Genomic DNA, 25,450 nt, shown 5'->3' with positions numbered 1-25,450 from the left:
AATCCAAAATTGTTAGAGAAGAGACACAAAAAATGCTAAAGTTCCTCAAACAAGTTGGTGATTACGCCAAAGAAGCAGTACAATCAGCGCGTTATATCGGACAAGGGTTATCCGTCACCTTTGACCACATGCAACGCCGCCCTGTTACCGTACAATACCCTTATGAAAAACTGATTCCTGGTGAACGGTTTCGCGGTAGAATCCACTATGAATTTGACAAGTGCATTGCTTGTGAAGTGTGTGTGCGCGTTTGTCCCATCAACCTCCCCGTAGTAGATTGGGAAATGGACAAAGCCACCAAGAAGAAAAAACTCAAACACTACAGTATAGATTTCGGAGTTTGTATTTTCTGTGGTAACTGCGTGGAATACTGTCCCACAAACTGTTTATCCATGACAGAAGAATACGAACTTTCTACTTACGATCGCCACGAATTGAACTACGATAGCGTAGCATTAGGACGCTTGCCCTACAAGGTGACAGACGATCCAATGGTGACACCACTACGCGAACTTGTTTATCTACCCAAAGGAGTGATAGAACCCCACGGAGTCCCCGCAGATGCTCCCCGTGCTGGTTCTCGTCCAGAAGACTTAGTAGAAAGTGGTAATGGGTAAGCAAATTGTAGATTTTAGATTTTAGATTGTAACTAACTAAATACAATCCAAAATCCAAAATCCAAAATCCAAAATTGAACCACCGATCAGCATTTATCAAAACATCAAAAGGATCGAAAAAAGTGAATTTAGCCGAAGGAGTACAATCTGTTTCATTTGGCATATTAGGAGTAATGATGATTGGCGCAGCACTGGGTGTAGTGTTGTTTTCCAACATCGTTTATTCCGCCTTTTTGCTGGGTGGTGTATTCATCAGCATGGCAGGACTTTACCTATTGCTAAATGGTGATTTTGTCGCAGCAGCACAAATTCTGATTTATGTGGGTGCGATCAACGTCTTGATTTTGTTTGCCATTATGTTGGTAAACAAACGTCAAGATTTTTACCCTTTACCCAGTGCTGGTTTACGGAAAATCATTACCGGCGTAGTTAGTCTAGGATTGTTTGCCCTATTAAGTACAATGGTACTGGCAACACCTTGGGCTTACTCCTCTGCACCCGCACCTACTGAAAATTCCATAGTTGTAATTGGTCAACATTTCTTCACAGACTTTTTGCTTCCCTTTGAATTAGCATCCGTATTGTTGCTAATGGCAATGGTAGGAGCAATCATTTTGGCACGTCGGGAATATTTACCAGATGAAGTTACCCCTTCTGAACTGCCACAAACCATCTTAACCTTGCCAGAACGCCCCAGAGAATTGGTATCTAGTGGCACTGAAGACTAGGGTACTGGTGACTGGTGACTGGTGACTGGTGACTGGGAATATGAATTTACCCAATGCCCAATTACCAATTACCAATTACCAATTACCAATTACCAATTACCAATTACCAATCACCAATTAGCAATTAGCAATTACCAAACTATGCAACTTCAATATTTCTTATTACTTGCAGCAGCTTTATTTTGCATCGGTATCTATGGTTTAATTACCAGCCGTAACGCCGTCCGTGTACTCATGTCAATTGAGTTACTGTTAAATGCTGTTAATCTAAATTTAATGGCATTTTCCAATTTTCTCGACTCAACATTAATTAAAGGTCAGGTTTTCACTGTTTTTGTGATTACTGTGGCAGCTGCGGAAGCGGCGGTAGGGTTGGCGATTGTACTGGCTATTTATCGTAACCGTGATACCGTTGACATGGAGCAGTTTAATCTCCTCAAGTGGTAACAGTACGTGCAATTAAAGCAGGTAATCATAGCTTACAAAGCGCGAGACTCCCAAAGTAAACGCTGGGCTGAACTCTGCGCTAAACAATTAGAAGACCGCCAATGTCAAGTGTTGGTTGGACCTAGTGGACCCAAAGACAACCCCTATCCAGTGTTTTTGGCATCTGCCAGCCAACCAATTGATTTAGCTTTAGTCCTTGGTGGTGATGGTACGGTTTTAACCAGTGCTAGACATTTAGCCCCGGCTGGTATCCCCATTTTGGGGGTAAATGTGGGTGGCCATTTGGGGTTTTTAACTGAGTCAATGGATGAGTTTCAAGAACCGGAACGAGTTTGGGACCGGTTATTTGAAGATCGCTATGCTCTGCAACGCCGAATGATGTTACAAGCGGCTATTTATGAGGGTCATCGGACAAATTTAGAACCAGTTACAGAACATTACCTCGCCTTAAATGAGTTTTGTATTAAACCCGCTTCTGCTGATAGGATGATCACCTCGATTTTGGAAATGGAAATTGATGGTGAGGTGGTTGATCAATATGTGGGCGATGGGTTAATTATTTCTACTCCTACAGGTTCTACTGGTTACACAGTTTCGGCTAATGGTCCGATCATGCACGATGGCATGGAGGCTATTACCATCACTCCCATTTGTCCCATGAGTCTTTCTAGTCGTCCTTTGGTTTTACCTCCTGGTTCTGTGGTTAGTGTTTGGCCTTTGGGGGATTACGATTTAAGTACAAAATTGTGGATGGATGGGGTATTATCTACTTCCATTTGGCCAGGACACCGTGTTGATGTGCGAATGGCTGACTGTCGTGCTAAGTTTATTGTGTTGCGGGCTAATAATTCCTATTATCAAACCCTGCGAGAAAAGTTACTTTGGGCTGGTACTAGGGTGCGCTACAGTAATAATCACCGCAATTAGACTTTTCGTAAAAATCCGAATATTCAGATCCCCCTACATCCCCCTTCAAAAGCTATCCATTACCGGGATCTTTCTTAACATTCGTGAGAGCGATCGCTTGCAGACCCCCAACCCTTAATCCTCCGTTGCTGATTCTCAATAAAATGAGGTTTTTATCAATAAATATGAGGTACATTTTGTCAATATCAGGTAAATTCAAAAGTCTTGAAACCTTTACCAAGTATAGGTTTTAAGATTGTTAAGAAAGATGTTTATAATGGATAGTTCAAAAGGGGGACTTTAAGGGAGCATCCCAATTTTGAAAAAATAAACGCCACTACACCAAAAACTCTCTGAAAACCTCTTACCTTTGTGTACTTTGCGTCCTTTGCGGTTCAATCAAAAAAAATAAACTTACACATTTGGGATGCTCCCGAATTTAATATTGAATATTTTTTATCTGTAAGTCCCTTAAAACCCAATCCTGTTCGGTTAAGGATTTTTGTAGATTTTTGTAGGTTGGGTTGAACGAAGTGAAAACCAACAAACCCTTGTAAATGTTGGGTTTCGTTCCTCAACCCAACCTACGTTATTTCGTTGTTTTGGGCTTAACCGAAAAGTATTGCCTTAAAACCCAGACAGAAAGAGAGTTTTACTCCTGACTCCTGCTGTAGATTGACATAAAATTTAAATTGTGAATGAGATAAATTTGTATCTTATTGCCAGATTTTATTTATCAAAATGTTCATAATGAAGTTTTAAATCCTCATAGAATTTTTCACAAATTTAAGTATTAACCTGGATGTAAATGTATTACAATCCTATCACTTCATCTTTTTCATCTTTACAGTTTACTGATTTTCCGGTTTGGGAAAATGAAAAGTATATCTTGCGACTGGCTAAAACTGATGCAGAGTTAGAATCTATTTTTCGCTTACGGTTTCAGGTTTTTAATCAAGAGTTGGGTTTGGGTTTTTCTAGTTCTCATTGTCAGCAGATGGATCGGGATAAGTTTGATTATTTTTGTGATCATTTATTGCTGATTTGTAAAAGGACTGGTACAACTATTGGTACTTATAGAATGCAAACTTATACAATGGCTGCAAAAAATTTAGGTTTTGATGCTGCTGATATATTTAATCTTGCTCAAATTCCTGATTTTATATTGCAGTCTTCTGTAGAAATTGGTCGTGCTTGCATAGCTCAAGAATATCGCAATAGTTACACACTTTTATTACTTTGGCAAGGTTTAGCTAATTATTTAATTTATACGGGTAATCAATATTTTTTCGGTTGTGCATCTTTGTTAACTCAATGTCATAAACAAGCTGTTTGTGCCTATAATTATTTTCTCTATAATCATTGTTTACATTCTCATATTTTAGTGAATCCTCATCCAGAATATTCCATAGAAATTAATTCTAATTGTCCAGATATCTATGATGTGGAAATTCCGAAAATTTTACAAGCTTACTTGAGTATTGGTGCAAAAATTTGTAGTCTTCCTGCTATTGATAGACAGTTTAAAACTATTGATTTTTTAATTATCTCTAATATTGGGGATTGGGGATTGGGTATGGCTGATTTAGCGTAAGCATTCAGCTATTAGTAGTCAGTCTTCAGCTATGTATCTGTAGGGGCAATTCATGAATTACCCCTACAATGTATAATATGATAAAAATCTGATTATGGCACTAAAATCTAAAATTATCGGTCAATTGTTCATTGTTAATTGTCCATTATTGAAGTTGGGTTACTCTCCAAAAATTTGCTTTGGATCTAAACCTGTTAACTGTGTGACTTGTTCTATAGGCATTCCATTATTTAACAAATTAACTGCCACTTGTCTTAATTTATTTTCAGCTTGTTCAGCCCGTTGTTTTTCTTGTTCAGCCAGTTCTATAGAAGTAGGAAATAACTCACCTGCCAAATTTGCCCAACGTAACCAAGTGGCATTTACACCCCGATAATTACCCTGCCAACGGACTAAAGTTAAACCTAAAACTGTACTTACTAACTGATTTTTTTCATTAAAAGCGATAGTTTCATACACACCACTATTGATGTGAAAACCTGCAAAATCATCTGGGTTAAAAGGATCAAACCAAAAATATTCAGAAACACGCATTTGATTTTGATAAATCAGTTTTTTCTCATTTTTATCATTTTTGGCTGTGCTTTCTGAAAGTAATTCAATTACTACATCTGGTGATTTTCCTTCTTCCCAAACCACCCAAGAAAGACGCTCTTTTTTGGGAACTCCTAAGACGGTAAAGAAGTCTGGACCACGAAAATCCTGATTTTTTAATTGCGCTAAACTGTAGTAGACAAACATATTGCCCCCTACATATCCATCAGTCCTTTGATCTAGCCAAGGCTGAATGGTATCAATTAAAATATCCAATTGTAATTTATGTCTTTGTGTCTCCATCGGAATACCGTCATCATAAGGAAGTTCTGCCTGGGTGGGTGGCATTTCCACAGTGGTTTCAGTCGCAAGAGTTTCTAACATATAGCAATCTGATATGATTACTCAGATCATTCACGTTTCCTGCTGTTTGTTGTTTTTATTCAACAAAAACTACTGATCAAAAATAGGAAGTTTATCTTTGCTGTTTGTGGAAACGTGAGGAACAATCTTTGTATTCATATTAGCATTCTCTTGAAAGAAAGTTTGTGTGTAAATAATGATGCACTTTGCTTTCATTTTTGGCTGGCTGATAAATGCTTAAATTTTCAGTTCTGCTAACCCTAAATAACGGATACCTTGAGGAGAAATATCAAACCGACAAGGGAGAACTTCTAAACCCATATTTATTGCTTCCCGTAACAATTTGCCATAGATAGGATCTGTGCTATCTCCTGGGGCAAATTGTGTACAATCTCCCCGATTGATAAAATACAACATTACTGCCCGACTTTGGGGTAAAACTTCCATTAATTCCCGCAAATGTTTTTGTCCTCTGGTAGTTTCTGTATCGGGAAACAGGGCTAAAGTTCCCTGGGACCAAGTTGTATTTTTTACTTCTAAATAAATGGGGCGTTGTCCTTCTTTTCCGGTCAGGTAAAAATCTACCCGGCTTTTTTTATCTTTTCCATAAACCACTTCACCTTTAACTTGTGTATATTCACTTAATTCTGGGAAAAGATGTTTCTCTAAAGCCTGTTTCACAACTCGATTAGGTAAAGCAGTATTGACACCGATCCAAGTTGGTGCTAAATCATCTACTTGAATCAATTCCAGTGTATAAGCTAATTTGCGGTTAGGATTATCACTTTTAGATAACTGTACAGGACTACCTACTTTGGAAACTCCTGTCATGGGTCCTGTATTGGGACAGTGTGCTGTTACAACCTCCCCTCCCTCCAGTTGAATATCAGCAAAAAAACGCTTGTAGCGTTTGAGTAAAATACCAGTGTATAATTTAGGGTATTGATATAGCCAGTTATTCATTCTGCTAGGTAAATTATAAATTTGAATTAATAGTAAATATACGATAAAAGAGGTTAGCAGGAGGAATGAGAGCTTTGAAAATATTGGGAAAATATTGGGAAAATATTTTTGTTCCCAGATGAGTAACTATATAATGGAACAGGGAATAGGGAATAGGGAATAGGAAAGTGAGTAGCTAGATTTCTTGTTAAATATTCCAACTTAATAAATTTTGTAGTCACATTTACAACAGTTTCTAAATAGTTGCTTATAATAGATATTACATACCTCTCATGTAAAAAATGGGAGAAATTTAAAAATCCAGTTCGCATTCAGCTATTAGCGGTCAGCAGTCAGCTAAAACTACCTGGGAAATGGAGTTTTTGCTGGCTGAATAATTATAAAATGCAAGGAGAAAAATCCTATGCAACAAGTATCTTCTGTAACGGGGTTAGAATATGCTTTTCTGTTTACTCTGAGAAAGGTAAATTCTATTAATACTGAAGGTTTCCAGCCATTTTTTCAGAACTTACCTGTTGATCCTTATATTAAGGGCAAATATCGCTCTAGAAGGTTATCAAGAGTAATGGTTGCTGAGAATAAGTTGATTAAACTTTCTCATGGATATTTGTGCCAAAGTCGAGAGTATAATCCTTTATTGGGTGATATCAAAAGAGAGTTCGCAGAATTAGAAGATGGACTGATAGAACTGGAAATTTTTAAGAATTTGGTTTTAGCATTTATTGATTCTTGCAAACTCCATCCAGAAGCAGAAATTGGTATTCATCAAATCAGAACTACTTGTTCACCAGGACATTTAGGAAATCCCGCCCCTGAAGGTATTCATCAAGATGGAACTGATTTTATTGGCATCTTTTCTGTTGGTAGGGACAATATTAAAGGTGGAGAAACACATTTATATACTGCTAAAAAAGAGAAACCAGTTTTTCACAAAATCCTCCAACCCGGAGAACTGCTTTTAGTTAATGATCATGAGTTTTTCCACTTTACTAGCCCGATTAAATCTGAAAATCCAGCACCGGGAACTAGGGATGTTTTCGTGTTGACTTCTCCCAGTTTAATTCAACCTTAAAAAACGTAATACTCAGATCCCCGATTTCTTAAATAAGTCGGGAATCTATCCACTTTATATTTTATGTTTAGTTATGTTGATATACTTATTTTATTATATTGTATGACAACCCACATTTTCCGTAGGGGTTTAACATTTATCAACCCCGACAACACTAAAAGAACAAAAATTTGTGATATAATATTGTTTTAAATAAATTTGATTAGAGTTCATCGAAAAAACTAAATTATGACTTCTGAATTTTACAATCGCGGATTAGAAAAAGCGAAACAAAAAGACTATGCTGGAGCTATTGAAGATTTTAACCAAGCTATACAGCTAGATCCTTACTTTAGTAAAGCTTACATAGAAAGGGGTTTAGCTTATTACAACTCAGGTGCAACTTTACAAGCAGTTTTTGATTATAATGAAGCTATTAAACTGGATGGAGAAAATGCCAAAGCTTATTATTTTCGGGCGTTAGCAAAATTAACTTTAAAAAATCTTCCTGGTGCTTTAGAAGATGTAGAAAAAGCGATTCAGTTTAAATTTAATGATCCTGGTGCTTATGATTTACGGGGGATAGTGCAGCGCAAACAAGGAAATATTCCAGAGGCGATCGCTAATTTTAAAAAAGCAGCAGAATTATATTTAGCACAAAAAGATAAAGAAAATGCACGTCTTTGTTTAGAGAAGATTAAACAGCTACAACCCAAAGCAGAACCAAAACCAAATCAAGAAATCAATAAACCAGCAGCAATTATATCTACTCAAGATTATTTCACACAATTATTAGAAAAGGCAGAACAGGGAGATACAAAATCGGCAATTTCTGATTTAAATTGGATATTAAAAGCTGACGTTCAAGATGCCCAAGCTTATTGCTGTCGTGGGGTGGTACTTTGCAAAATGGGTAATTATCGAGAGGCGATCGCAGATTTTAATCAAGCAATAAATTTAAATTTTCAAGATGCTATTGTTTATCGTAATCGGGGAAAAGCTCGTTCTCAAATAGGAGATCATCAAGGAGCTTTGGCTGATATCAATCAAGCCTTAAAAATGCAACCACAAGACAATTTAGTATATATTGCGAGAGGCAATGTCTATCAATCAATGGGCAATTATTTAGCAGCAATTCAAGATTACTCTCAAGCAATACAAATGAATCCTGAGCATCCCTTAGCTTACTATAATCGTGGTATTGCCTACACTTGTTTAGAAGAAATGCCCAATGCTGTGGAAGATTATCAAAAAGCAGCTAGTATCTATTGTGAACAAGAAGATTGGGAGAATTATCAACAAGTTTTAAATAGTCTGCAAAAAATTCAATCATCTATTCCAGCAACCAACAAAGCCACCTATAATTTATTACGTCAAAGACTGTTACGCATGGTTGGGGGACATTGGGAAATAGCAGAAAGATTAATTGAGCAAAAGCAAGATTTTTATCCGGGTATGTCGGAGGAGTGGTATTTACAAACAGTGATTGATGATTTGGAAAGAGATAGACGTTAACAATTGATAATGGATAATTGACAATTGACAATTACATCTTTTTCTCATTACAAGGAAAGGTTTTAAACTTAGCGTTAACAATTATCAATTTTCAATTATCAATTCCCCAGTCCCTACATTATTGTGAAAAACGCCAAATCTTAATTTTCTTATCCTCTCCACTGCTAACTAAAGTTTTGCCATCAGCACTAAAAACCAAAGATGTGACGGTGTTAGTATGTCCAGTGATAGAGGAAATTTCCTCACCTGTAGCCACATCCCATAATTTAATATTAGGTTTAATAGTTGGATGACATTCTATACAATCTCGATTACCACTAACAAGAGTTTTACCATCTGGACTAAAAGCTAAAGATGTGACATTATGATCTTGTTTAGTTATAGTGCGAATTTCCGTTTTTGTATTGAGATTCCACAGTTTAATTTGGCGATCGCGACTAGCACTAGCGAGAATTTTACCATCTGGACTAAAAGCTAAAGATGTCACAGTTTGGGAATTAGGAGTTAATGAATGAATTGATTTTTCTTGGGGTTTTTCTTGGGTGATATTCCACAGTTTAATAGTTTTATCAAAACTCCCACTTGCTAAAGTAAAACCATCAGGACTAATAGCCAGAGAACGTACCCAATAAGTATGATCTTTTAGAGTAATAATTAGGTTGCCTGTTGCTAAATTCCAAACTTTAATTGTTTTGTCATCACTAGCACTTACCAAAGTTTTCCCATCCTTACTAATAGCCAAAGCATGAACTGAATCAGTATGACTAATTAAGGTATGAATTAACTTACCTGTTGGTAAATTCCAAACTTTAATTGTTTTGTCATCACTACCACTGACCAACTTTTTACCATCAGAACTAATAGCCACAACATTGATTTTTTGGGTATGTCCTTGCAGTGAATAAATCTCTTGACCTGTGGTAATATTCCATAGTTTAATCATGCGATTACCAGCACTAGCAATAGTTTGACCATTTGGAGTAATAGCTACCGATGAAATTGATTCATTTGGTTCTGTGATAGTTTTCAATAAAGAAATTTTTTCTAAAGACTCCTGTGGTGGTTGTTGAACAATAGTATCACTCTTAGTTTGACTTTTCCTATTTTGCAGGGGACTCCAGCGAGAAAAAAGAGTTGTTTGTAGTTGGTGAAAGTGTCTATAACCAAATTCTCCCAAACCTAAAAATACTATTGTTCCTACTATTAAAATTGAATTTCTCAGCAAAATATATTTTTGAGGATAAACATTAGCTTTCTTGGCTGGTGCGGATAATAAAGAATTACTAGCTGGTGCTAGTAGATGTGTGTACTGTTTACTTAAATCTCTAATCACTTCATCAGCAGATTGATAGCGATTCCGAATATCTATTTGTAGTAACTTATCAATAATTATGGCTAACTCATAACTGAGAGGAGAATGCAAATAAGATTGCCAATTATTTAACCAACTATATCCATGTTCCATCCATAACTGAAAAGGAGAAATTCCCGTTAAAAGATGAAAGCAGGTAGCACCCAAACTAAATAAATCACTAGCAGGGTAAGCTTTACCATCTCTGATTTGTTCAATAGCGGAATAACCATGTGAACCTATGGAAGTTCCATGTTTTTTCTGTACTTTGGCTGTTAATTGTTTAGAAGAACCAAAATCAATGAGAGTTAATCTTCCGTCACTTTTGCGGCGGATAATATTTTCCGGTTTGATATCTCGGTGAATAACGCCTCGACTGTGAATAAATTTGAGAATAGGCAACAAATCTAACAAAATAGATTGAATATCCCAATCTTTGTAGTTTTTCCGTAATTGCAACTCCTGTAATAAATTTTGTCCATCAATAAACTGTTGTACCAAATACAGACAGTTATCTTGTTCAAAATAAGCTAAAAGAGTGGGAATTTGTGGATGTTCTCCCAGTTCTCGCAGTCGTTTTGCTTCTTCACAAAACAACTCCATTGCTTTTTTTTGTGACCAAGTTCCTTGAAATTTTGGTGCTAACTGTTTAACGACACAACAATCATTTAATTTATCTGTATCTTCTGATAAATAGGTTCTGCCAAAACCCCCTTCATCGGAAAGCACCCGAATCACACGGAAACGATTTCTTAAAAGTGGTACTAAGGGAGTATGGCAAGTTTGACAAAACTCTTTTCCATCTGGATTTTGAGGATTTTTGCAATCAGGATTTAAGCAGCATATCATGATCAAATAAGAGTGACTGCATAATAAAGAATTAAAAATTAAAAATTAAAAATTAAAAACTGTTGCTGACGGTTATTTATACAACACCATTAATCGTCTTATCATCATACAGCAGCCCAAATTAAAAATCAGGTCAAATTGCCATGAAGTATTTGATGAATATGTTAATGATTTCGTGAATAATTTATCAAGCAATCATCTGGATTATAATCTCTCAATATTTTATTTTTTGAATCTCATTTAATACTCATTTTTGTTATTCAAAATACTAAATTTATGTCATCAATCTTGCATTAACTGACAAATGATAACTGATAGATGTTGATATTGAGTTGATATTAATATGTTTTAAATGCGTTAAACCACTTATTTAGAACTGTATTGATAGTTTGTTTAATTTGATGCTTACGATTCCATTTTTGGAAAGCAGCTTCATAGTCTTCACCTTGGCTTTGAAAGGTATTCCAAATATCAAGTACAATTGTGAGTCCAGAGAATAGTAAAATGTATAGTGACCAAGAAATACCAGCACCACCGACCAAATCTACAAGTATGAAAAAACTATTAACAATTGCATAATTACCCAGACGTTTTTTGAATTTACCTTGGCGGTAAAGATCAAAAGCTTTGCGTTGTTGTACTTCGCTTTGTTGGGCTATCCAATCACATTCTGCTTGTTTAACTGCTTCTGGTGAAATTTGTAACTCGGCAGCAATTTCGATAATTTGCTGATATGAAAATTCTTGATCACGATCATCGGTTTGACGAGCGATCGCTAATTGTAGAATTTGCTGCACCTGTTCTTGACTGTAGGAACGGGGGTTGTTAGATTCAAATACCGTCATAATTTTTGCTCTGATAATAATTTTCATAATTTGCACTACTTCTACAGTAGCAAATCTAGATGGTGATTGGTGATAGGGTTATTAACTTCCCCTACCTCCCTACCTCCGCATCTTCCCACCCAGCGACACCAGAAGTAGTCATTTGAGGGCAAGTTTAGGGCTAAAAGCTGCAAAGATGTAGATTTACCCAGGAATTTAAGGTAATATTAAAAGGTAATATTAAATATTATTGCCAAGTTACCCGATGCCATGTTTGATATATTGCCCTTTAGATTTGAATTAGATAAAATTGCGATCGCTGGAGCTTGTTTATGGTCTTTAGCTTTATATTTAGCTTTAGCATCCACCAGAGAATGGGTGATAGAACAATTAAATCGCTGGTTTAATTTTGCCGAAAGATTCCTTTACACCAGTGAAACAGAATTTGAAAAAACCCGCAAAGCTAGAGAATCACAAAACGCCTTTTACGCTTCAGTTTTCAGCATTGTACCTTTTATCATATTTGGTGCATTATCTAATTGGGGTTTAGAAATTAGTTTAGGTGGTAGTTGGGGAATTAGCACAGGTATACTTGCCTGTATGGGTGCGGGTATTTATGAACTAGGGCGTAGAGACGGGGAAGCAGGTGATAGTTGATAGTTAATAGTTGATAGGTGACTCAAAAAAGTGACATACCAGTAGGGTGTGTTAGTGGTAACGTAACGCACCAAATCGTGAATAACGGTGCTTTACAGATTTCATCCCAACGCACCCTACAAAACTAGGCACTGGCTCAATCTATGGTAAATTTGGGAAATGTGTTAAATTTATAGAGATATAATATGCCTACCAATCAGCAATTGAGGAGTTTATACATAATTAGTTATCAGCTAACTTACGTCATGCTGCAACTAATACACCTCATTTGCATTGATGAGCGAACTAAAAATTTATATATTTTGGCTGGATATAACGAAGAAATTGAGTTGGAAATAACTCCTAATGGTGAGGTAATATAATGAATCAAATCAATTACGCTGCGATGTCTGAACAAGAATTAAGACAGTATTTTCTCCAACACCGAAATGATAAATTGGCATTAACAGCCTATTTAGAACGACGTAATCAAGTTAAACGTCCAATTATTGCTCAAGTAGATGATCCTGATTTTGATACTAAAATTCAAGCGGCTATTCGGCAACAAATAAATCAATCTCAAAGTTAAATAAGGTGGTAAAAACCCACCCTAGATAACGTAAATCAAAACATAAATTAAGCCGTCCGAAAACGGGCTAATTCTTTACCTGTTTTAGCATCATGGGCGTGAACTGTACACACCAAACATGAATCAAAAGAACGCGCCACATGGCCAACTTCCACAGGATCAGTAGGATCTGCAATAGGTGTACCTATTAACGCTTCTTCCACAGGTCCGCGTTTACCAGCACCGTCACGGGGTCCAATATTCCAAGTTCCGGGGGCAATAACTTGGTATTGTTTAATCTTCCCTTCTTCTATTTCCACCCAGTGACATAAAGCGCCTCTTGCTGCTTCCGTTGCACCCCATCCTTTACCATCTTTTTCTTGGGGTTTAATATACCAGGGTTCGTTTAATTTGAACTCCTTCAAACAACGTTCCGCTTGACGATATAATTTGACTAATTCGTGAACCCTTGCTAGTTGTCTGAGGTGAACATTTGCACCGCCCATTTTTTTGAAAACATCTAAAATAAATGGGTCATAATGTTGCCATGACTCTCCATGTTTGCCACCTGCAACTAATTGACGTGCTAGGGGTCCTGCTTCTAATCTTCCTAAGTCTTGGTGTAAAACTGCACTAGACCAAGAATATGCACCATTAAAATCTTTTTGGTTGTTGATAGTTGGTGCGGTATTGCGATCGCTCGGATGCCAATCTTGAGTACCCTCATTATACCAAGAATGGGTTAAATTTTCTCGCACAAAACCCTGTTCCATCAATCTATGAGTATCTTTACAACCATCGTAAACACCGCTTTTCATAATTACCGCAGCGTTACGTCCTTCAATGGTAGGTTTATGATATCTATCCTCATGGGGTAAATATCCCCAACTGACATATTTACCCACACCCACACCATATCTATCTAACCCGATATCTAGACCCATACGCCAATATAAACCTAAATCAGATTCTCGGTGTTTGATATCTTCATTTAACCACTTTTGGAAATCATCATAAGATTGAATTTCTTCATATCTTTCTAAAGAACAACCTAACCAAACCGGTTCTAACCAATTGGTGCGGAAATATTCTAAAATCCCCCAAGCACGGGTAATATCGGTTAGAGTTGGGGCGCACATCACACCACCAGGAACCATATAACTGCTGTGAGGCCATTGTCCACCTAATAAAGCGTAGATTTCTACAGGTTTAGCGGAAATAGTCACCCCAATTTCATAAGATTTACCTGTGAAAGCAGCAAAGCGACGACAGGCTTCTTCATAAAAGCGACTACTGCGATAATTTTTATTGGTTAAATCAATGGCAAACAATCCATAAAAATATCGAGGAATACTTTGGATTGTTTCCACAATTTGACCTAAATTTCTCGCCAAAATTGCATTTCTCGGAACTTCTGTTCCCCAAGCAGTATCTAACGCCCAAGAGGCAGAACTTAAATGAGAACCGCCACAAATACCGCAAATTCTAGGAGTGACAATTAAACCAGCTTGGGGATCTTTTCCGCGTAAAATAATTTCAAAACCGCGAAAAAGTTCTGCATGAGTCCAGGCATTTGTAACATATCCGTCTTCGATGTCTACACGGACATCTAAATCACCTTCGACTCTACCAACGGGTGCAATATCTAATGTTTGAATTGGCATAATTTTGATGATTGGTGATTGGTGATTGATAATTGGTGATTGGTGATTCAATTTTGGATTTTGGATTTTGGATTTTGTTAACTCCAATCTAAAATCTAAAATCTAAAATCTAAAATTTTTCTCCCTAGTCCCCAATACCTAAACTAAGAAAAAGTCTTCATCTGCCCATTTTGGTGCTGCGTCTTTAGCAACAACGGTGAGGACTGCGTAATCTTTTTGGTTGACTCCGGGGGGTATTTCTTTGGGAACACCCATAATTGTTTGAGTTTTAAATACTGTTCCCGGTTTGAGGTCATGGAAGGGAAATTCTGGTTCTGTGCAACCGATACAAGGCATTCCGGCGCGGGTTTTCGATGATACGCGGTTCCAAAGAATGCGGTTACAGGAAGAATGGGTCATGGGTCCACGACAACCCAAGTCATAAAAGAGACAACCTTTACGTTGTCCAAATTCGGCGGTTGTGGCTTTGTAAGCAAAGTGAATGTTGCGAGTACAACCGGTTTGGGTAAAGGTGTTAAAGAAGGTTTGGGGACGGTGGAGGTCATCTAGGGTAATATCGCTGATGCGTCCGGTAGCTATAGCGACTAATATCTGGGTTATCCAGTCAGGATGGGCGGGACATCCGGGTATATTTATTACAGGTAAACCGGCTTTGCTGACAAAATCTTTACCTAAAAAACCGCCTTTGTTGCGTTTGAGAAATTGTAAACCCTCAGATTCGCTGGGGTTGGGTGACATTGCAGGTATACCCCCCCAGGTAGCACAGTCACCGATGGCCACGACAAAATTAGCAGCTTTAGCTAAGTCGTTTAACCATTCTTTCATGGGGCGATCTGCAAAACGATTCCATTCTCCTGTACCATTGGGGGCGTTAACTACGCTGCCTTCAAATACCAAAATATCTAGGGGAGTTTTACCTAAGACACATTCCCAAAGCAGGGTTTGTAAGTTTGCACCGAGTTCTAAACCCAGGGAAGGATGCCAAAGAATTTTAATGCCAAAGTCTGCTATTAAATCACAAGCTGTAGGTTCTTCGGCATTGAGAAATGACATGGTGTTACCTGAACAAGCACCACCTTGCAGCCAGAGTACATTTGTCATTGGCTATGATTTTTCTATTGTAGATGTGGAGAGATACACGGGATTATTTCACGGGATTATTCCGTCAGTGTTGATGGGGAGATACGCAGGAATTTTAGCAACATTATCAATTTTTGAATTTCTACTACTGAGGATTTTTGTAGAGTCTCGCTGATTGATTATTATTGTTATTTTAACATAGGATTTCTGTCTGAATCAGAATTGACAGGATTTGTTGATTTACTGGATTTTGATTGATTGATAATACAGAAATCTATTCTCAAGTGATCAATTTATCTCTACAAAAATTAACATTAGTAATTTTACGCTAGATTTCTCTTAAATGAATCTTTTATAGTGAAAAATATTAATGTTATTACCCTTTCCTTGAATCTTAACAAAGGATAGGTACAAACACTTTATTTTCATGATTTAGTAGGGGTTTAGCACTGGTAAACCCTTCTAGGAATCAGGAGTCAGGAGTCAGAATAAATTTTTAAAAGCTGACGACTGATAACTGATAATTGATAGCTCATAGCTATAAAAAGGGGAATCTGTAAAAACTGAAAAACTGCGTAAATCGGCTTGGTTGGTGACTCAATTACTATGGCCAATTTATGAATTTTAGTGTTACAGATTCAGCCGTAAAAGCGGCTATGGCGGCCATTTCGGATGAGTCAGCCACAGCAGAGGAAAAAATCCAAATGCTGATAGAAATGGCTCAGGGTTTTCTCAAAAAGCCAAAAAAATCCCAAGACTTGCGAAGTGGGTTAGGATTGTTTTATCGTGCTTATCAAATGTGTGGTGAAGATTATCCTTTACTGAAAGCACGGGCAAAAGTGGGAATGGCGGGTACTTTACAAATAATACCCGATTCTAACCCCCAATTATTAGTACAAGCTAAGGATAATTACGAAGAAGCTTTACCTATTTTACAGCAGTTTGCTACACCAGAAGAAGTAGCAGAAGCGCAGATGAATTTGGGTTTAGTTTTACAGTCTTTAGTTCCCTATAATTTAGCGCGGATAACTGATAGTATCCAAGCTTATCATGAGGCTTTGCGGGTATTTACTTGGCAAGAATACCCCCAAGAATATGCGATTTTATATAATAATATTGCGATCGCCTATCTTGCAATGCCAATGGCTTCAGAACGGGAATATTTACGTCAAGGGTTAGCAGTACAATCTTTTGAAGTTGCACTCAAGCATATTAACATTATTGATCATCCCAGGGAATATGCCATGTTGCAAAACAACTTAGGTAATGCTTTGCAATATTTAATTAGTTCCCATCCCATTGATAATAATTTGCGGGCTGTTTCAGCTTATGACGAAGCTTTAAAAGTGCGTAATCTTCAAGATACACCCTTGGAATATGCTAACACAATTTCCAACAAAGCTAACGTACTTTTTAACTTACCAGACAACCCCGAAAAACCAGAATTAGGGAATCCCCAAAACCTCCTACAAGCTAAATTATACTATCAAGAAGCTTGGCAAATATTCACCAACAATCAAGAAATTGAGAAGGCGGAAATAGTAGCCCAAGCACTCAAAGATTTGGAAGCAGAAATACTAGCAGTTTCCTTAAATTAAATATCAGGAGTCAGGAATCAAGAGTCTGAATATTTACTTGCATCAAAAATTGAGATAAGCAAGTATTTGAATCAGGTTTCATTAATCAGGTTTTAATATCAAATTAAACAACTTGATGAATCTGATTAATCGTGAAAAATGACCATTAACTTGTCAACAAATAGGAGAAATAAAGATGTGCGATTTTGTCAATAACCCAGCATTTAGAGATTTCGTTGATAGTTTAAATACAGACCTCAATTTTACCACAGCATTAGCTTGGTTAGCCATTGCCGTAATCTTATCAATGGTAGGTGGTGCAATTGGTGGAATGATTTTAGCTGGTAAAGATTTAGGCTATAAATTTTCTGCCACTATTGGTAGTTTATTTGCCCCGGCCGGTGTAATTCCCACCCTAATTTTAGGGTTGTTAATTTTAACCTTTTTAGGCAACTAATAGGCAAGTAATAGGAGGATATATGTTAGAATTAGGCTGGTTTTCTCTGAGATTATTTCTCAAGGGTAAATTATTTCGTGATCCGCTATATTTTCTGCGTCAAACAATACTAGCTAGTGGTATTGGTACTGTATTATTAGTTTTATTAGCACAGGCATCAATTCCCCTTTGTATTCCTATTACTGTAACTAGTTTATTTACAGGTTTAATGATGCCTTTTCTGTTGAAGGATTTTCGTATGAAATGATGCAGTTCCAATTATAAAAGTTATCAATCCCTACAGATTTATCTGAGGGATTGTTTTATTATACTAGGTGACAGTGAACAGGTGACAGGTGACAGTGCTAAAAGCCTTTGGCTGTTTCATTTTATCATTTTCATTTGTTATATGATCTACATATAAACACAGATTTTTATGGATAATTTAAATGAATTAATAGCCGATATTCAGAGATTTGAAGCAATTATTTCTGATTGGGATGAAAGTCAAAGATGTGTGGCAGTTGGTTTAAAAAGTGCAGTTGAAGCTTTACATAAAGCAGCTTTAACGAACTTGATTAAAAGTTTGAAAAAGGATAATTTAGCCGCTTTAAGCAATGCGGTAAATGATGATATTGTTTATGCGGTTTTATTGTACCACAATTTGGTAAAACTGCCATTGTCAGAACGGATAAAAACAGCATTAGCGGAAATTCGCCCTAGTTTACAAAGCCATAATGGGGATGTGGAATTAGTTGCTATTAAACCACCAGATACAGTTGAAGTTAAGTTAATTGGTAGTTGTAGTAATTGTGCCAGTTCTACTTTAACTTTAACCCAATTGGTAGAACAAATAATTAAAAAACATTGTTCAGAAATTACTAAAATTGTAGCTGTTAATAATAATCCTAATTCTACAATTGCTACTGTTCCCACAAATTCCTATTGGGTAAGAGTTACGAATGTTAATGAACTTCCTGAAAATCAAATCTTAGGAGTTAGAATTGAAAATCATAACTTGATTTTATACAAACAAGACAATAAGGTACACTGTTATGGTAATGCCTGTTCTCATTTAGGTTTTCCCTTGGATAAAGGTAAAGTTAAAAATGGTATTATCACCTGTGCATCCCATCAATTTGAATACGATTTAAATACAGGCAAATGTCTAACAGTACCGGATATTTCTCTACAAAGTTATCAAGTGCAAGTTAAAGGTGATAAAGTGTATATCCAGGTTTAAAGTTTGATAAGCAGGTAAAATAGTTGGGAATGAACTGATTTGAGCATCAACAACGACTGCGCGGGCTTAAAATTGAGCCAAATTTCCAGCTAACATAACTGAGAGTAATCATTGTGTAAACACAAAAAATAATTTCCCACCATTTCTCAATATGCTGAAAATCAGTAAACCGATAATCTGTCTAACCTATCTCCTGTTTCATCAATGACTACGGTAATTGCTTTTCCATTTAATGCTCTCTTTATTTTATCTAATCTTGTAGATTATTGAACTCATCATGCCACAGAAAAAGATGCTTTACATTCCATTAACGCACCCCACATAATTGGCGATCGCACTAACTTTTTTCGAGAATTTGATGTTTGTTTTGAGCGATCGCAATGCACGATCAAAATTATCCGAGATGATCAGTGAATGCACTCAGAAGATTAGCGATCGCAGTTAATCATAGTTAAGGAAGCACAAGAAAATTGATTTTGAGCGATTCCTGCGGAGTGCTTCGCTATCGCTTGTAACAACGAGCTAATTTAAAAAACTTTCATATTCATCATGATTACCGATCCAAATCCAATAATAATCGTCACCCTTTTTCAAGGCTAACGCTCGATATCCACCACTGACACGGGCAGACCAAAGATTTCTACCGACTTTTTTGAAGTGCAAAGAGGGATGAAGTGAGTTTTCCTGCCAAAGCTGATAAGCCTTCTGCGCTTGCTCTTGCATTTCAGGTGACAATTCAGCATACGCTTTCCAAAACTCAGTCGTCGCTAAGGATTTCATCAAGATCCCTCACGTTGTTGGCTGCAATATCTTTTTCTGCCTGAGCAATGAGGCGATCTAATTTCCCTGATGCTAAATCTGCCTCAATTTGATGATCCCACATCTCATCAATGTATTCTTGAAGCCACTTTGCCAGATCACGAACTTCACTTTCTGGCAATTGCTTGATTACTAATTCAACTTCTAGCCGAGTAGTCATACAAGATTTTACATTTAAAGAGTTTTTCTTTTCTATATTATCACCAACTTTGACATTGAAACGCCATTAGATGGTAGCTATTTGACTGATTGCTTTTCTCAAAGATGAAAACATAATAAGGTGCGTTACATTTCATTAACCCATCCTACAGAATTGGCGATCGCAATTAATCACAGTTAAAGAAGCACAAGATAATGGATTTTGAGCGATCGCTTCGCTCGCCGTAGGCATCGCAAATCGAGATTAAGGAAGCACAAGAAAATTTGCCACAAAGATGGTGTTACTCTGAGAAAGAGTGCAAAAAACATCGCATTTAAGGGTAGTTTATCCAAGACTAAAATAAAATCAACATTTTTTAGGAGGTGCTGTTTCTGAATGATTTTTTATCAGATGATTTAGCCATTGCTGAAATTCATCAAGCAATTGGTAATATTGTCATTCGATTTCCATTACTTCATTACCAAGAATGTGCCAAGACACTCAAACAGTGGCTAAAACAACGTAAAATTCCTGGTAACCTTTGGCGACTTTCGACTATATACGACAATATCTTGTTGAATTGTATCTAAGTTTATAATCTCATTTTGCTGTTTCTCTGATTATATTTTAGCAACAAATGTTTTTACTAAACCCATCAGCTACCATGAGAGTCAAGGAAGCACAAAAAAGGAAGTTGAGCGATCGCATTAACCCAATATTAGCGATCGCAGTTAACCACAGTTAAGAAAGCACAAGATAATGGATTTTGAGCGATAGCGAAGCGCTCCGTAGAAATCGCTTTTCTCAAAGATATTTAATAACCTCTTGGTGGTTGGTGTGTATTTAGATCGTTATGCTGCTGATGATTGATCGCTTGTTGCGGAAATTTTGAGATGTACCAATGCTTTCTGTAACACACTGGGCTTAACACTTAACCATATTTGATTGCGATCGTCTTCGGTATAGCCAACAACAACAGCGCCAATAGGTGAACCAATATCTGGATACATTTCTGGAGTCATATCTCCACTATCAACAAAATCAGTAATCTGAACAAGACCCCTCACTACTTCATCATCTAAACTCACAAAAATCCCAAACGGTGCATGATATTCGACAGTACCGTGAATCAGTTCACCTAACGGATATTTAGATTTGATTTTTTGCCAAAATTGATCGCTCATAGTGCTACCTTGGTTTTAAGACTCTTGGATATTGGTTGAGGATAGGAAACAAGTCATGGGGAACTGGTAATTCTAATTGTTCTGTGCCTTGATAGGGTTTTTCCAGGGGTTTGAAATATTGTTCATAGATTTCTGAGTCTATTCCCGCATTTCTCACAAACAATGCGATCGCAATCTATATAATCCTTATGGAGAAACAGTTTCGGGTATTTTTCATGGTGCTGATTTTTGACACAGTGTGAAAACCGAGAATCCAGATTTTATAAGGGTTTGAGGATTTTGGTGAGAAATCCGGGTATTGTAACTTCCAAAATCCCATCTTTGTAATACCGATGATACTCTTCAGCTAGACTCCTACTATTTGGTGCTGCAAAATAGCATTTGCCGTCGGCAGTTGGAGGATGGTAGGGAAAATCATCAGGATGAAATCCTCGTTCTACAAGATTTTGCCCTTTGCCTTTTTGAGTGGCTTTATAAATTGTAATAGTGTTTATCGTATTCAAACAGAAGAGAATTTATTAAGTAGAGATTTTTTTGGAAATTATAACATAGAGCAATTTTCACAACTATTCAAAATTTTTGATTAGTAGCGATCGCTTATCCATGAGATCGCATTTAATAATAGTTAAGAAAGTACAAAAAAATAGAAATTTAGCGTGATCGCTTTTCCCGAAGATATTTGTAAGGTGAGATAGCTAATATTTATAACTTAATTCGAGTGCATTGCAAAAGCTATTTAGTTGATTAAGCAAAGCATTATAATAAACGTAAGCATCGTCTCTTTGATCTTGGAGATTAGCATATAAAGTGAACTCTGGTTCTGGGGATAAGTGATCTTTGGGGATATCTAAACCGGCTTCAGTTAACCGTGTTGAGGCGATCGCAATTAATAATGCTCCAATTGTATTAGATTCACCATTGTGAAGATCATTCAGTCCAGGTAATACAGCACTTTGCACGTCTATCTAGTACAGTTCATATCCTATTTTCTAGCTTGATGTAATAATTCTGTCTTATGTTTTTGTACCTAAACGTTACGCAAAGTGCTGTATTGTTTCTGCACCTGGTAACTCATTAAGATTCATGATTGATTTTCCTCCAGATTATTTTCACAATGTTCAATAAATTTTTCAATTCTACTTCTAAGGATATCAGGATTTAGAGAGGGAAATTGAGCGATCGCTTTTCTCGCTCTAGGTATCGTGTAACCCATCGGATGATGTATAATATTCACATAATTGATTATTTGTTGGGTTTTGTTTCCTCAACCCAATTTACAAGATTGGCGAACTGCTTGCAGCAGCGCTTGCGCTATCGCTTTTTGCAAAGATGTTTATTAGACTTATTGACCCCGCCCTGGCTTACAGTCGGCAAAACTTAATGCTTCTGTGTCTAAAAAACTGGCGATCGCCATTTCAATAATTGCTTCAACGGGATAATCAATTTCAGTAGCACGAGAAATCAAGGCATCCTGAATCCATTCTGGTAAGTGTTTTAAAATAATTTCCGCATCATCGGACGAAATTTGCTCCGAAAGTTTCACTTGCATGGGTTAGGACTCCATAGGAATTTTAACGTTATATGGTGGCTCAGTCGCTCTCAAAATGATCGCCTCTAGTTCTAATAGTAGCTCAGGGTTTTTCGAGTAAGGTATTGTCTGCACGGCAATTCTTACATCTTCACTTTTATATTGATCGAGCCAAGCCCACAAAAAAGCTTTGTGTCCACCTTTAAAACGACTTCGTAAACTTTTGGTTTTACCAATGTAAAGCAATCCTTGATATCTATGCCTAACTGCGTAAATGCCGGGACGATCTGGAATATCGCTAAAATCTCGGCTCAAGGGTATGTTCATTTGTTACGCATAACATAACTCCAACCCTTATTAATGTAACCTTTACTTTCTCTATTTTTCCTTTTCTCAAGTGGCTTTTCTGAAAAGTCAATCAACAGTTCATCTTCTCGCTGGTAAACAGGTGCTTCATAATACTCAGCAGCGAAACGATTTAGCAGATTGTCATTTGTTAAAAACTTCTTTTCTCTATCAATAGCTGTCGCTAATATCAAAAGATCATTGATGGTATTACGAATATTACCTTTACATTTATGTTCAGATACAAATTCCGAAAATAGGCTCAATGCCTGTTCCAAAGATGACTTAGTAAGAGAGTAGCAATAATAACCACTATCAATAATATACTTTAAGCGTCTTAAAAGATATTTCTGTTTTTGTTTGGGTAAATGAGAAATACTAAGTTTATATATGTCAATATTTTTCTCATTGATTATTTTGGAAATTGCCTCATTTCCAAATTCTCGATAAGCTGAAAACTGATTACCAAAATCAATGATTACCTGATCTGTCCGGTGATTGCCTAGCCTCGCACTTTTAGGATTACTAAAATGCTCAAGAGTGTTAAAACTGTATTCTAGATGAGGATATTTAGCTGGATGAATAATATAGTAATCAGGTTGTTCTGACTCTTTAGACTGCGCTATTAAAAACTCATTAGCTGTGATAGAGGCTATTGCTAATTTTGTGTCATGAAGACCTGTCTCAACGCCTTTGAATCTATATGATAATATCTGTGTATCAATAATCAAATCCAACTCTAAATTTCTCCAAATACTAGAATCTAACTATTTATTAAACTGATTATTAGATGAATCAGTTCATCAGTATTATTAACTTTTCAATTCTAGCTAAAGTTCCCCGTTCCATTAAACTGTGATCGCTTGCTTAAAGTCCACAATCTTGGTGCATTCCCAGGAATTTATCGGCGGAGTAATTAGAAGTTGTCGTCGGGAACGCACCCTACAATATCGGCGATAACACTTATTTTACGTGGGCGGGCGATCGCATTGATTGTTTTTCTCAAATCGCTTCTCCTGATAGAAATTATACCCTAATTTCACTAGACTGTAAATGGCTGTAAATGTACTTAAAAAATAAAGCAAATAATAAAATCGCGCATTCTGAAAATAGGGAAGCTTATTCTTAAGTATTTCAAGACGAATCAGAATTAATGTGACTGAGTAGATAAAAACAAGAAAGGGCAAAATTAATGTCACTCCTCCTGATATCTGATCTATGAAACTATGTTTTGGGTCAATTAGTAGAGGAGCAATTAGAGTAACATCCATGTGGTTACTAAGAGCCTTTATTTGTTGGGTAATTGCTCGACGCAAACGCACCAATCCTTGTAATTGTTCAACCACAGTAACAAAACCACAAGCAACCCCTACTGGAAAAAGAACAGTCACTTCGGCTGTTGATATAGGTATCTTGCCCCAACTAGTTGTGACTTCTGAAAAGCGTTCCTCTAGCTTAGATTTTTCAAGTTCAGTACATTGCTGTTGCTTTACTCGACAATCCTCTCGATTGCCAAGAAGAGTCATGTATGGAAAAAAGATCAACAAAAAAAATACCGTAGTCCCAACTAAAAGTAGGGTTAGCGATAATCGAAATTTCTTAAGTTTTTCTTCATACAATTTTAGGAGTCTATCTAAATAAATAGTCGTCTCGGCATCACTCATACTACCCTACCTTTATTTTTGGATAACTCACTGATTCGATAGCGGTACGCAGTTGCGTGAGATACAGTCATTAAATCGCAAAACCTCTAGAGGTGGGGTTTCTCCACTCTCGATTGTATTTTATCCTACCGATAACCGCTATAAGTGCATACCGCTATATCATCAATATCCACCTAATTATACAGGAAAATTCCAAATAAATACTTAAATGTGGATGGATAGCAAGAAATTTTCTGGCTATCATCATTTTCCGGGTAATAGACGGAATGATTCAGTATAAGCTGTTATGCAGCTTACTTTCCAACAATCTCAACCTTTCCACCTCCAACCTTAACCTTTCATTCTCCATCCTCAACGCCAAAATCTCATTCTTCTGCAACTCAATTAACGACCTTTGACTCATCACCTCACCAAAAGCTTTCTTCCTATTTTCAATTCCAAACCATCTTTGATAAGTCTTTGTATGTTCATCAACAGTATGACCTAAATTATCTGCTGCTGCTTTTATCGGTATTCCCTGAAGATGCGCTCGAATTGCACAACCATGACGTAAATCATAAGGTTGAAAATCAATTCCCACTTTTCTAAACCATCTCGATATATCTCTTCGCAGAAGTGTTGAATGTTAAGAAATCTGTGATAAAAATAGCCCAAAATATATTAAAATTTGAGCAAGCTATATCAAAATATTGATTTGACATGATTATAAATTCATTTCCCAAGATTGTCAAAGACATCCTCAAATCCTTGCCAAAAAATGATTATCCGGTTTTGAACACCCGTCTTTACGTTGAGTGTTGGTTGGGTTATGCCTTGGATAATAGT

General features: G+C 36.7%; 33 protein-coding genes and 2 pseudogenes. 16 read left to right on the top strand and 19 right to left on the bottom strand.

Translation table 11 applies throughout. The annotated features are described in order from the left end of the window. Positions 1-32 precede the first annotated feature (32 nt). The 5 genes from ndhI to IQ237_RS22045 all read left to right on the top strand — a co-directional run bounded on the left by ndhI (position 33) and on the right by IQ237_RS22045 (position 4,292). Positions 33-617 carry an NAD(P)H-quinone oxidoreductase subunit I gene (gene ndhI, locus IQ237_RS22065; protein WP_194059071.1) on the top strand — a complete coding sequence of 195 codons (585 nt, stop codon included), beginning with the start codon at positions 33-35 and terminating at the stop codon, positions 615-617. Positions 618-739: 122 nt separating this feature from the next. After that, a complete protein-coding gene (locus IQ237_RS22060; RefSeq protein ID WP_194059070.1) occupies positions 740-1,345 on the top strand; it encodes an NADH-quinone oxidoreductase subunit J in 606 nt (201 codons plus the stop codon). Between the two features lie 141 nt (positions 1,346-1,486). After that, complete coding sequence (gene nuoK, locus IQ237_RS22055) at positions 1,487-1,792, top strand: NADH-quinone oxidoreductase subunit NuoK (protein ID WP_006199065.1); 306 nt, start codon at positions 1,487-1,489, stop codon at positions 1,790-1,792. A 6-nt stretch (positions 1,793-1,798) separates the two neighbouring features. Next, the gene (locus tag IQ237_RS22050) at positions 1,799-2,719 is read left to right on the top strand and encodes an NAD(+) kinase (RefSeq protein WP_194059069.1); all 921 of its coding nucleotides are present in this window, start codon (positions 1,799-1,801) and stop codon (positions 2,717-2,719) included. A gap of 787 nt (positions 2,720-3,506) precedes the next feature. Beyond that, positions 3,507-4,292, top strand: a complete 786-nt coding sequence (locus IQ237_RS22045; protein ID WP_194059068.1) for a GNAT family N-acetyltransferase — start codon at positions 3,507-3,509, stop codon at positions 4,290-4,292. A 159-nt stretch (positions 4,293-4,451) separates the two neighbouring features. Here the strand turns inward: IQ237_RS22045 and IQ237_RS22040 are convergent, their stop codons facing one another. Together IQ237_RS22040 and sfsA are read right to left on the bottom strand one after the other, a co-directional pair. Then, complete coding sequence (locus tag IQ237_RS22040; protein ID WP_194059067.1) at positions 4,452-5,210, bottom strand: Uma2 family endonuclease; 759 nt, start codon at positions 5,208-5,210, stop codon at positions 4,452-4,454. A 216-nt stretch (positions 5,211-5,426) separates the two neighbouring features. After that, a complete protein-coding gene (sfsA, locus tag IQ237_RS22035) occupies positions 5,427-6,152 on the bottom strand; it encodes a DNA/RNA nuclease SfsA (RefSeq protein WP_194059066.1) in 726 nt (241 codons plus the stop codon). Positions 6,153-6,555: 403 nt separating this feature from the next. Between sfsA and IQ237_RS22030 the strand changes: the two genes are divergently transcribed. Together IQ237_RS22030 and IQ237_RS22025 are read left to right on the top strand one after the other, a co-directional pair. Then, positions 6,556-7,224, top strand: coding sequence for a 2OG-Fe dioxygenase family protein (locus IQ237_RS22030; RefSeq protein ID WP_194059065.1), 669 nt, complete (start codon positions 6,556-6,558; stop codon positions 7,222-7,224). Positions 7,225-7,452: 228 nt separating this feature from the next. After that, positions 7,453-8,718 carry a tetratricopeptide repeat protein gene (locus tag IQ237_RS22025; protein WP_194059064.1) on the top strand — a complete coding sequence of 422 codons (1,266 nt, stop codon included), beginning with the start codon at positions 7,453-7,455 and terminating at the stop codon, positions 8,716-8,718. Between the two features lie 118 nt (positions 8,719-8,836). On the opposite strand, the gene IQ237_RS22020 is transcribed toward IQ237_RS22025, so the two are convergent. Together IQ237_RS22020 and IQ237_RS22015 are read right to left on the bottom strand one after the other, a co-directional pair. Beyond that, positions 8,837-10,918: a serine/threonine-protein kinase gene (locus IQ237_RS22020; protein WP_194059063.1), complete on the bottom strand. Its 2,082-nt coding sequence runs from the start codon at positions 10,916-10,918 to the stop codon at positions 8,837-8,839. A 338-nt stretch (positions 10,919-11,256) separates the two neighbouring features. Next, positions 11,257-11,763, bottom strand: a complete 507-nt coding sequence (locus IQ237_RS22015) for a 2TM domain-containing protein (RefSeq protein ID WP_194059081.1) — start codon at positions 11,761-11,763, stop codon at positions 11,257-11,259. 249 nt (positions 11,764-12,012) lie between these two features. On the opposite strand from IQ237_RS22015, the gene IQ237_RS22010 reads away from it, so the two are divergent. The 3 genes from IQ237_RS22010 (at position 12,013) to IQ237_RS22000 (ending at position 12,967) form a co-directional block, all read left to right on the top strand. Then, positions 12,013-12,399, top strand: a complete 387-nt coding sequence (locus tag IQ237_RS22010) for a hypothetical protein (RefSeq protein ID WP_194059061.1) — start codon at positions 12,013-12,015, stop codon at positions 12,397-12,399. Between the two features lie 185 nt (positions 12,400-12,584). Further along, positions 12,585-12,761, top strand: coding sequence for a DUF6888 family protein (locus tag IQ237_RS22005; protein ID WP_194059059.1), 177 nt, complete (start codon positions 12,585-12,587; stop codon positions 12,759-12,761). Continuing rightward, positions 12,761-12,967 carry a DUF6887 family protein gene (locus tag IQ237_RS22000; protein WP_194059057.1) on the top strand — a complete coding sequence of 69 codons (207 nt, stop codon included), beginning with the start codon at positions 12,761-12,763 and terminating at the stop codon, positions 12,965-12,967. Before IQ237_RS22005 ends, IQ237_RS22000 begins: the two co-directional genes overlap by 1 nt. Positions 12,968-13,014: 47 nt before the next feature. On the opposite strand, the gene IQ237_RS21995 is transcribed toward IQ237_RS22000, so the two are convergent. Further along, a complete protein-coding gene (locus IQ237_RS21995; protein WP_194059055.1) occupies positions 13,015-14,610 on the bottom strand; it encodes a nickel-dependent hydrogenase large subunit in 1,596 nt (531 codons plus the stop codon). Between the two features lie 138 nt (positions 14,611-14,748). Next, complete coding sequence (locus tag IQ237_RS21990; protein WP_194059053.1) at positions 14,749-15,711, bottom strand: hydrogenase small subunit; 963 nt, start codon at positions 15,709-15,711, stop codon at positions 14,749-14,751. A 596-nt stretch (positions 15,712-16,307) separates the two neighbouring features. Between IQ237_RS21990 and IQ237_RS21985 the strand changes: the two genes are divergently transcribed. The 4 genes from IQ237_RS21985 to IQ237_RS21970 all read left to right on the top strand — a co-directional run bounded on the left by IQ237_RS21985 (position 16,308) and on the right by IQ237_RS21970 (position 18,946). After that, a complete protein-coding gene (locus IQ237_RS21985) occupies positions 16,308-17,288 on the top strand; it encodes a hypothetical protein (protein ID WP_194059051.1) in 981 nt (326 codons plus the stop codon). 175 nt (positions 17,289-17,463) lie between these two features. Further along, positions 17,464-17,724: a hypothetical protein gene (locus IQ237_RS21980; protein ID WP_194059049.1), complete on the top strand. Its 261-nt coding sequence runs from the start codon at positions 17,464-17,466 to the stop codon at positions 17,722-17,724. A gap of 22 nt (positions 17,725-17,746) precedes the next feature. Then, complete coding sequence (locus IQ237_RS21975; protein WP_194059047.1) at positions 17,747-17,971, top strand: hypothetical protein; 225 nt, start codon at positions 17,747-17,749, stop codon at positions 17,969-17,971. Positions 17,972-18,139: 168 nt separating this feature from the next. Next, on the top strand, positions 18,140-18,946 hold the full coding sequence (locus tag IQ237_RS21970) for a NifU family protein (protein WP_194059045.1): 807 nt from the start codon (positions 18,140-18,142) through the stop codon (positions 18,944-18,946). A 297-nt stretch (positions 18,947-19,243) separates the two neighbouring features. Here IQ237_RS21970 and IQ237_RS26765 read toward each other — a convergent pair whose 3' ends face one another. The 3 genes from IQ237_RS26765 to IQ237_RS21960 all read right to left on the bottom strand — a co-directional run bounded on the left by IQ237_RS26765 (position 19,244) and on the right by IQ237_RS21960 (position 19,925). Then, on the bottom strand, positions 19,244-19,366 hold the full coding sequence (locus IQ237_RS26765) for a hypothetical protein (RefSeq protein ID WP_255512699.1): 123 nt from the start codon (positions 19,364-19,366) through the stop codon (positions 19,244-19,246). A gap of 102 nt (positions 19,367-19,468) precedes the next feature. After that, the gene (locus IQ237_RS21965) at positions 19,469-19,726 is read right to left on the bottom strand and encodes a type II toxin-antitoxin system RelE/ParE family toxin (protein WP_194059043.1); all 258 of its coding nucleotides are present in this window, start codon (positions 19,724-19,726) and stop codon (positions 19,469-19,471) included. Then, on the bottom strand, positions 19,704-19,925 hold the full coding sequence (locus tag IQ237_RS21960) for a hypothetical protein (protein ID WP_194059041.1): 222 nt from the start codon (positions 19,923-19,925) through the stop codon (positions 19,704-19,706). The genes IQ237_RS21965 and IQ237_RS21960 overlap by 23 nt, the downstream gene beginning before the upstream one ends. A 362-nt stretch (positions 19,926-20,287) precedes the next feature. Here IQ237_RS21960 and IQ237_RS21955 point away from each other — a divergent pair, with 362 nt between their 5' ends. Further along, positions 20,288-20,494 carry a papain fold toxin domain-containing protein gene (locus tag IQ237_RS21955; RefSeq protein WP_194059039.1) on the top strand — a complete coding sequence of 69 codons (207 nt, stop codon included), beginning with the start codon at positions 20,288-20,290 and terminating at the stop codon, positions 20,492-20,494. A 261-nt stretch (positions 20,495-20,755) separates the two neighbouring features. Here the strand turns inward: IQ237_RS21955 and IQ237_RS21950 are convergent, their stop codons facing one another. The 10 genes and pseudogenes from IQ237_RS21950 to IQ237_RS21910 form a co-directional block, all read right to left on the bottom strand. After that, complete coding sequence (locus IQ237_RS21950; RefSeq protein WP_194059037.1) at positions 20,756-21,088, bottom strand: RNA-binding protein; 333 nt, start codon at positions 21,086-21,088, stop codon at positions 20,756-20,758. 4 nt (positions 21,089-21,092) lie between these two features. After that, entirely contained in the window at positions 21,093-21,251 is a 159-nt protein-coding gene (locus tag IQ237_RS21945; RefSeq protein WP_194059035.1) for a hypothetical protein, read from the bottom strand. A gap of 97 nt (positions 21,252-21,348) precedes the next feature. Next, entirely contained in the window at positions 21,349-21,591 is a 243-nt protein-coding gene (locus tag IQ237_RS21940; protein WP_228020586.1) for a hypothetical protein, read from the bottom strand. A 192-nt stretch (positions 21,592-21,783) separates the two neighbouring features. Further along, entirely contained in the window at positions 21,784-22,047 is a 264-nt protein-coding gene (locus IQ237_RS21935; RefSeq protein WP_309225799.1) for a hypothetical protein, read from the bottom strand. A gap of 122 nt (positions 22,048-22,169) precedes the next feature. Then, positions 22,170-22,301, bottom strand: a complete 132-nt coding sequence (locus IQ237_RS26760) for a hypothetical protein (RefSeq protein WP_255512698.1) — start codon at positions 22,299-22,301, stop codon at positions 22,170-22,172. Between the two features lie 129 nt (positions 22,302-22,430). Further along, positions 22,431-22,637, bottom strand: a complete 207-nt coding sequence (locus IQ237_RS21930) for a hypothetical protein (RefSeq protein WP_194059033.1) — start codon at positions 22,635-22,637, stop codon at positions 22,431-22,433. Between the two features lie 3 nt (positions 22,638-22,640). Further along, the gene (locus tag IQ237_RS21925; protein ID WP_228020585.1) at positions 22,641-22,943 is read right to left on the bottom strand and encodes a GIY-YIG nuclease family protein; all 303 of its coding nucleotides are present in this window, start codon (positions 22,941-22,943) and stop codon (positions 22,641-22,643) included. Beyond that, positions 22,940-23,698 (bottom strand): hypothetical protein, encoded by a 759-nt coding sequence (locus IQ237_RS21920; RefSeq protein ID WP_194059031.1) that lies wholly within the window; start codon positions 23,696-23,698, stop codon positions 22,940-22,942. Before IQ237_RS21920 ends, IQ237_RS21925 begins: the two co-directional genes overlap by 4 nt. 231 nt (positions 23,699-23,929) lie before the next feature. Further along, entirely contained in the window at positions 23,930-24,625 is a 696-nt protein-coding gene (locus tag IQ237_RS21915) for a hypothetical protein (protein ID WP_194059029.1), read from the bottom strand. Positions 24,626-24,896: 271 nt separating this feature from the next. Then, positions 24,897-25,238, bottom strand: a pseudogene (locus IQ237_RS21910) (tyrosine-type recombinase/integrase); the annotation flags it as partial. Positions 25,239-25,324: 86 nt separating this feature from the next. Here IQ237_RS21910 and IQ237_RS21905 point away from each other — a divergent pair. Then, positions 25,325-25,450, top strand: a pseudogene (locus IQ237_RS21905) (IS4 family transposase); the annotation flags it as partial.

It is taken from the genome of Sphaerospermopsis sp. LEGE 08334 (genome assembly GCF_015207205.1).
Taxonomy (GTDB): domain Bacteria; phylum Cyanobacteriota; class Cyanobacteriia; order Cyanobacteriales; family Nostocaceae; genus Sphaerospermopsis.
Note: the sequence above shows the minus strand (reverse complement) of the source record. Positions and strands in the feature narration are given on the sequence as shown.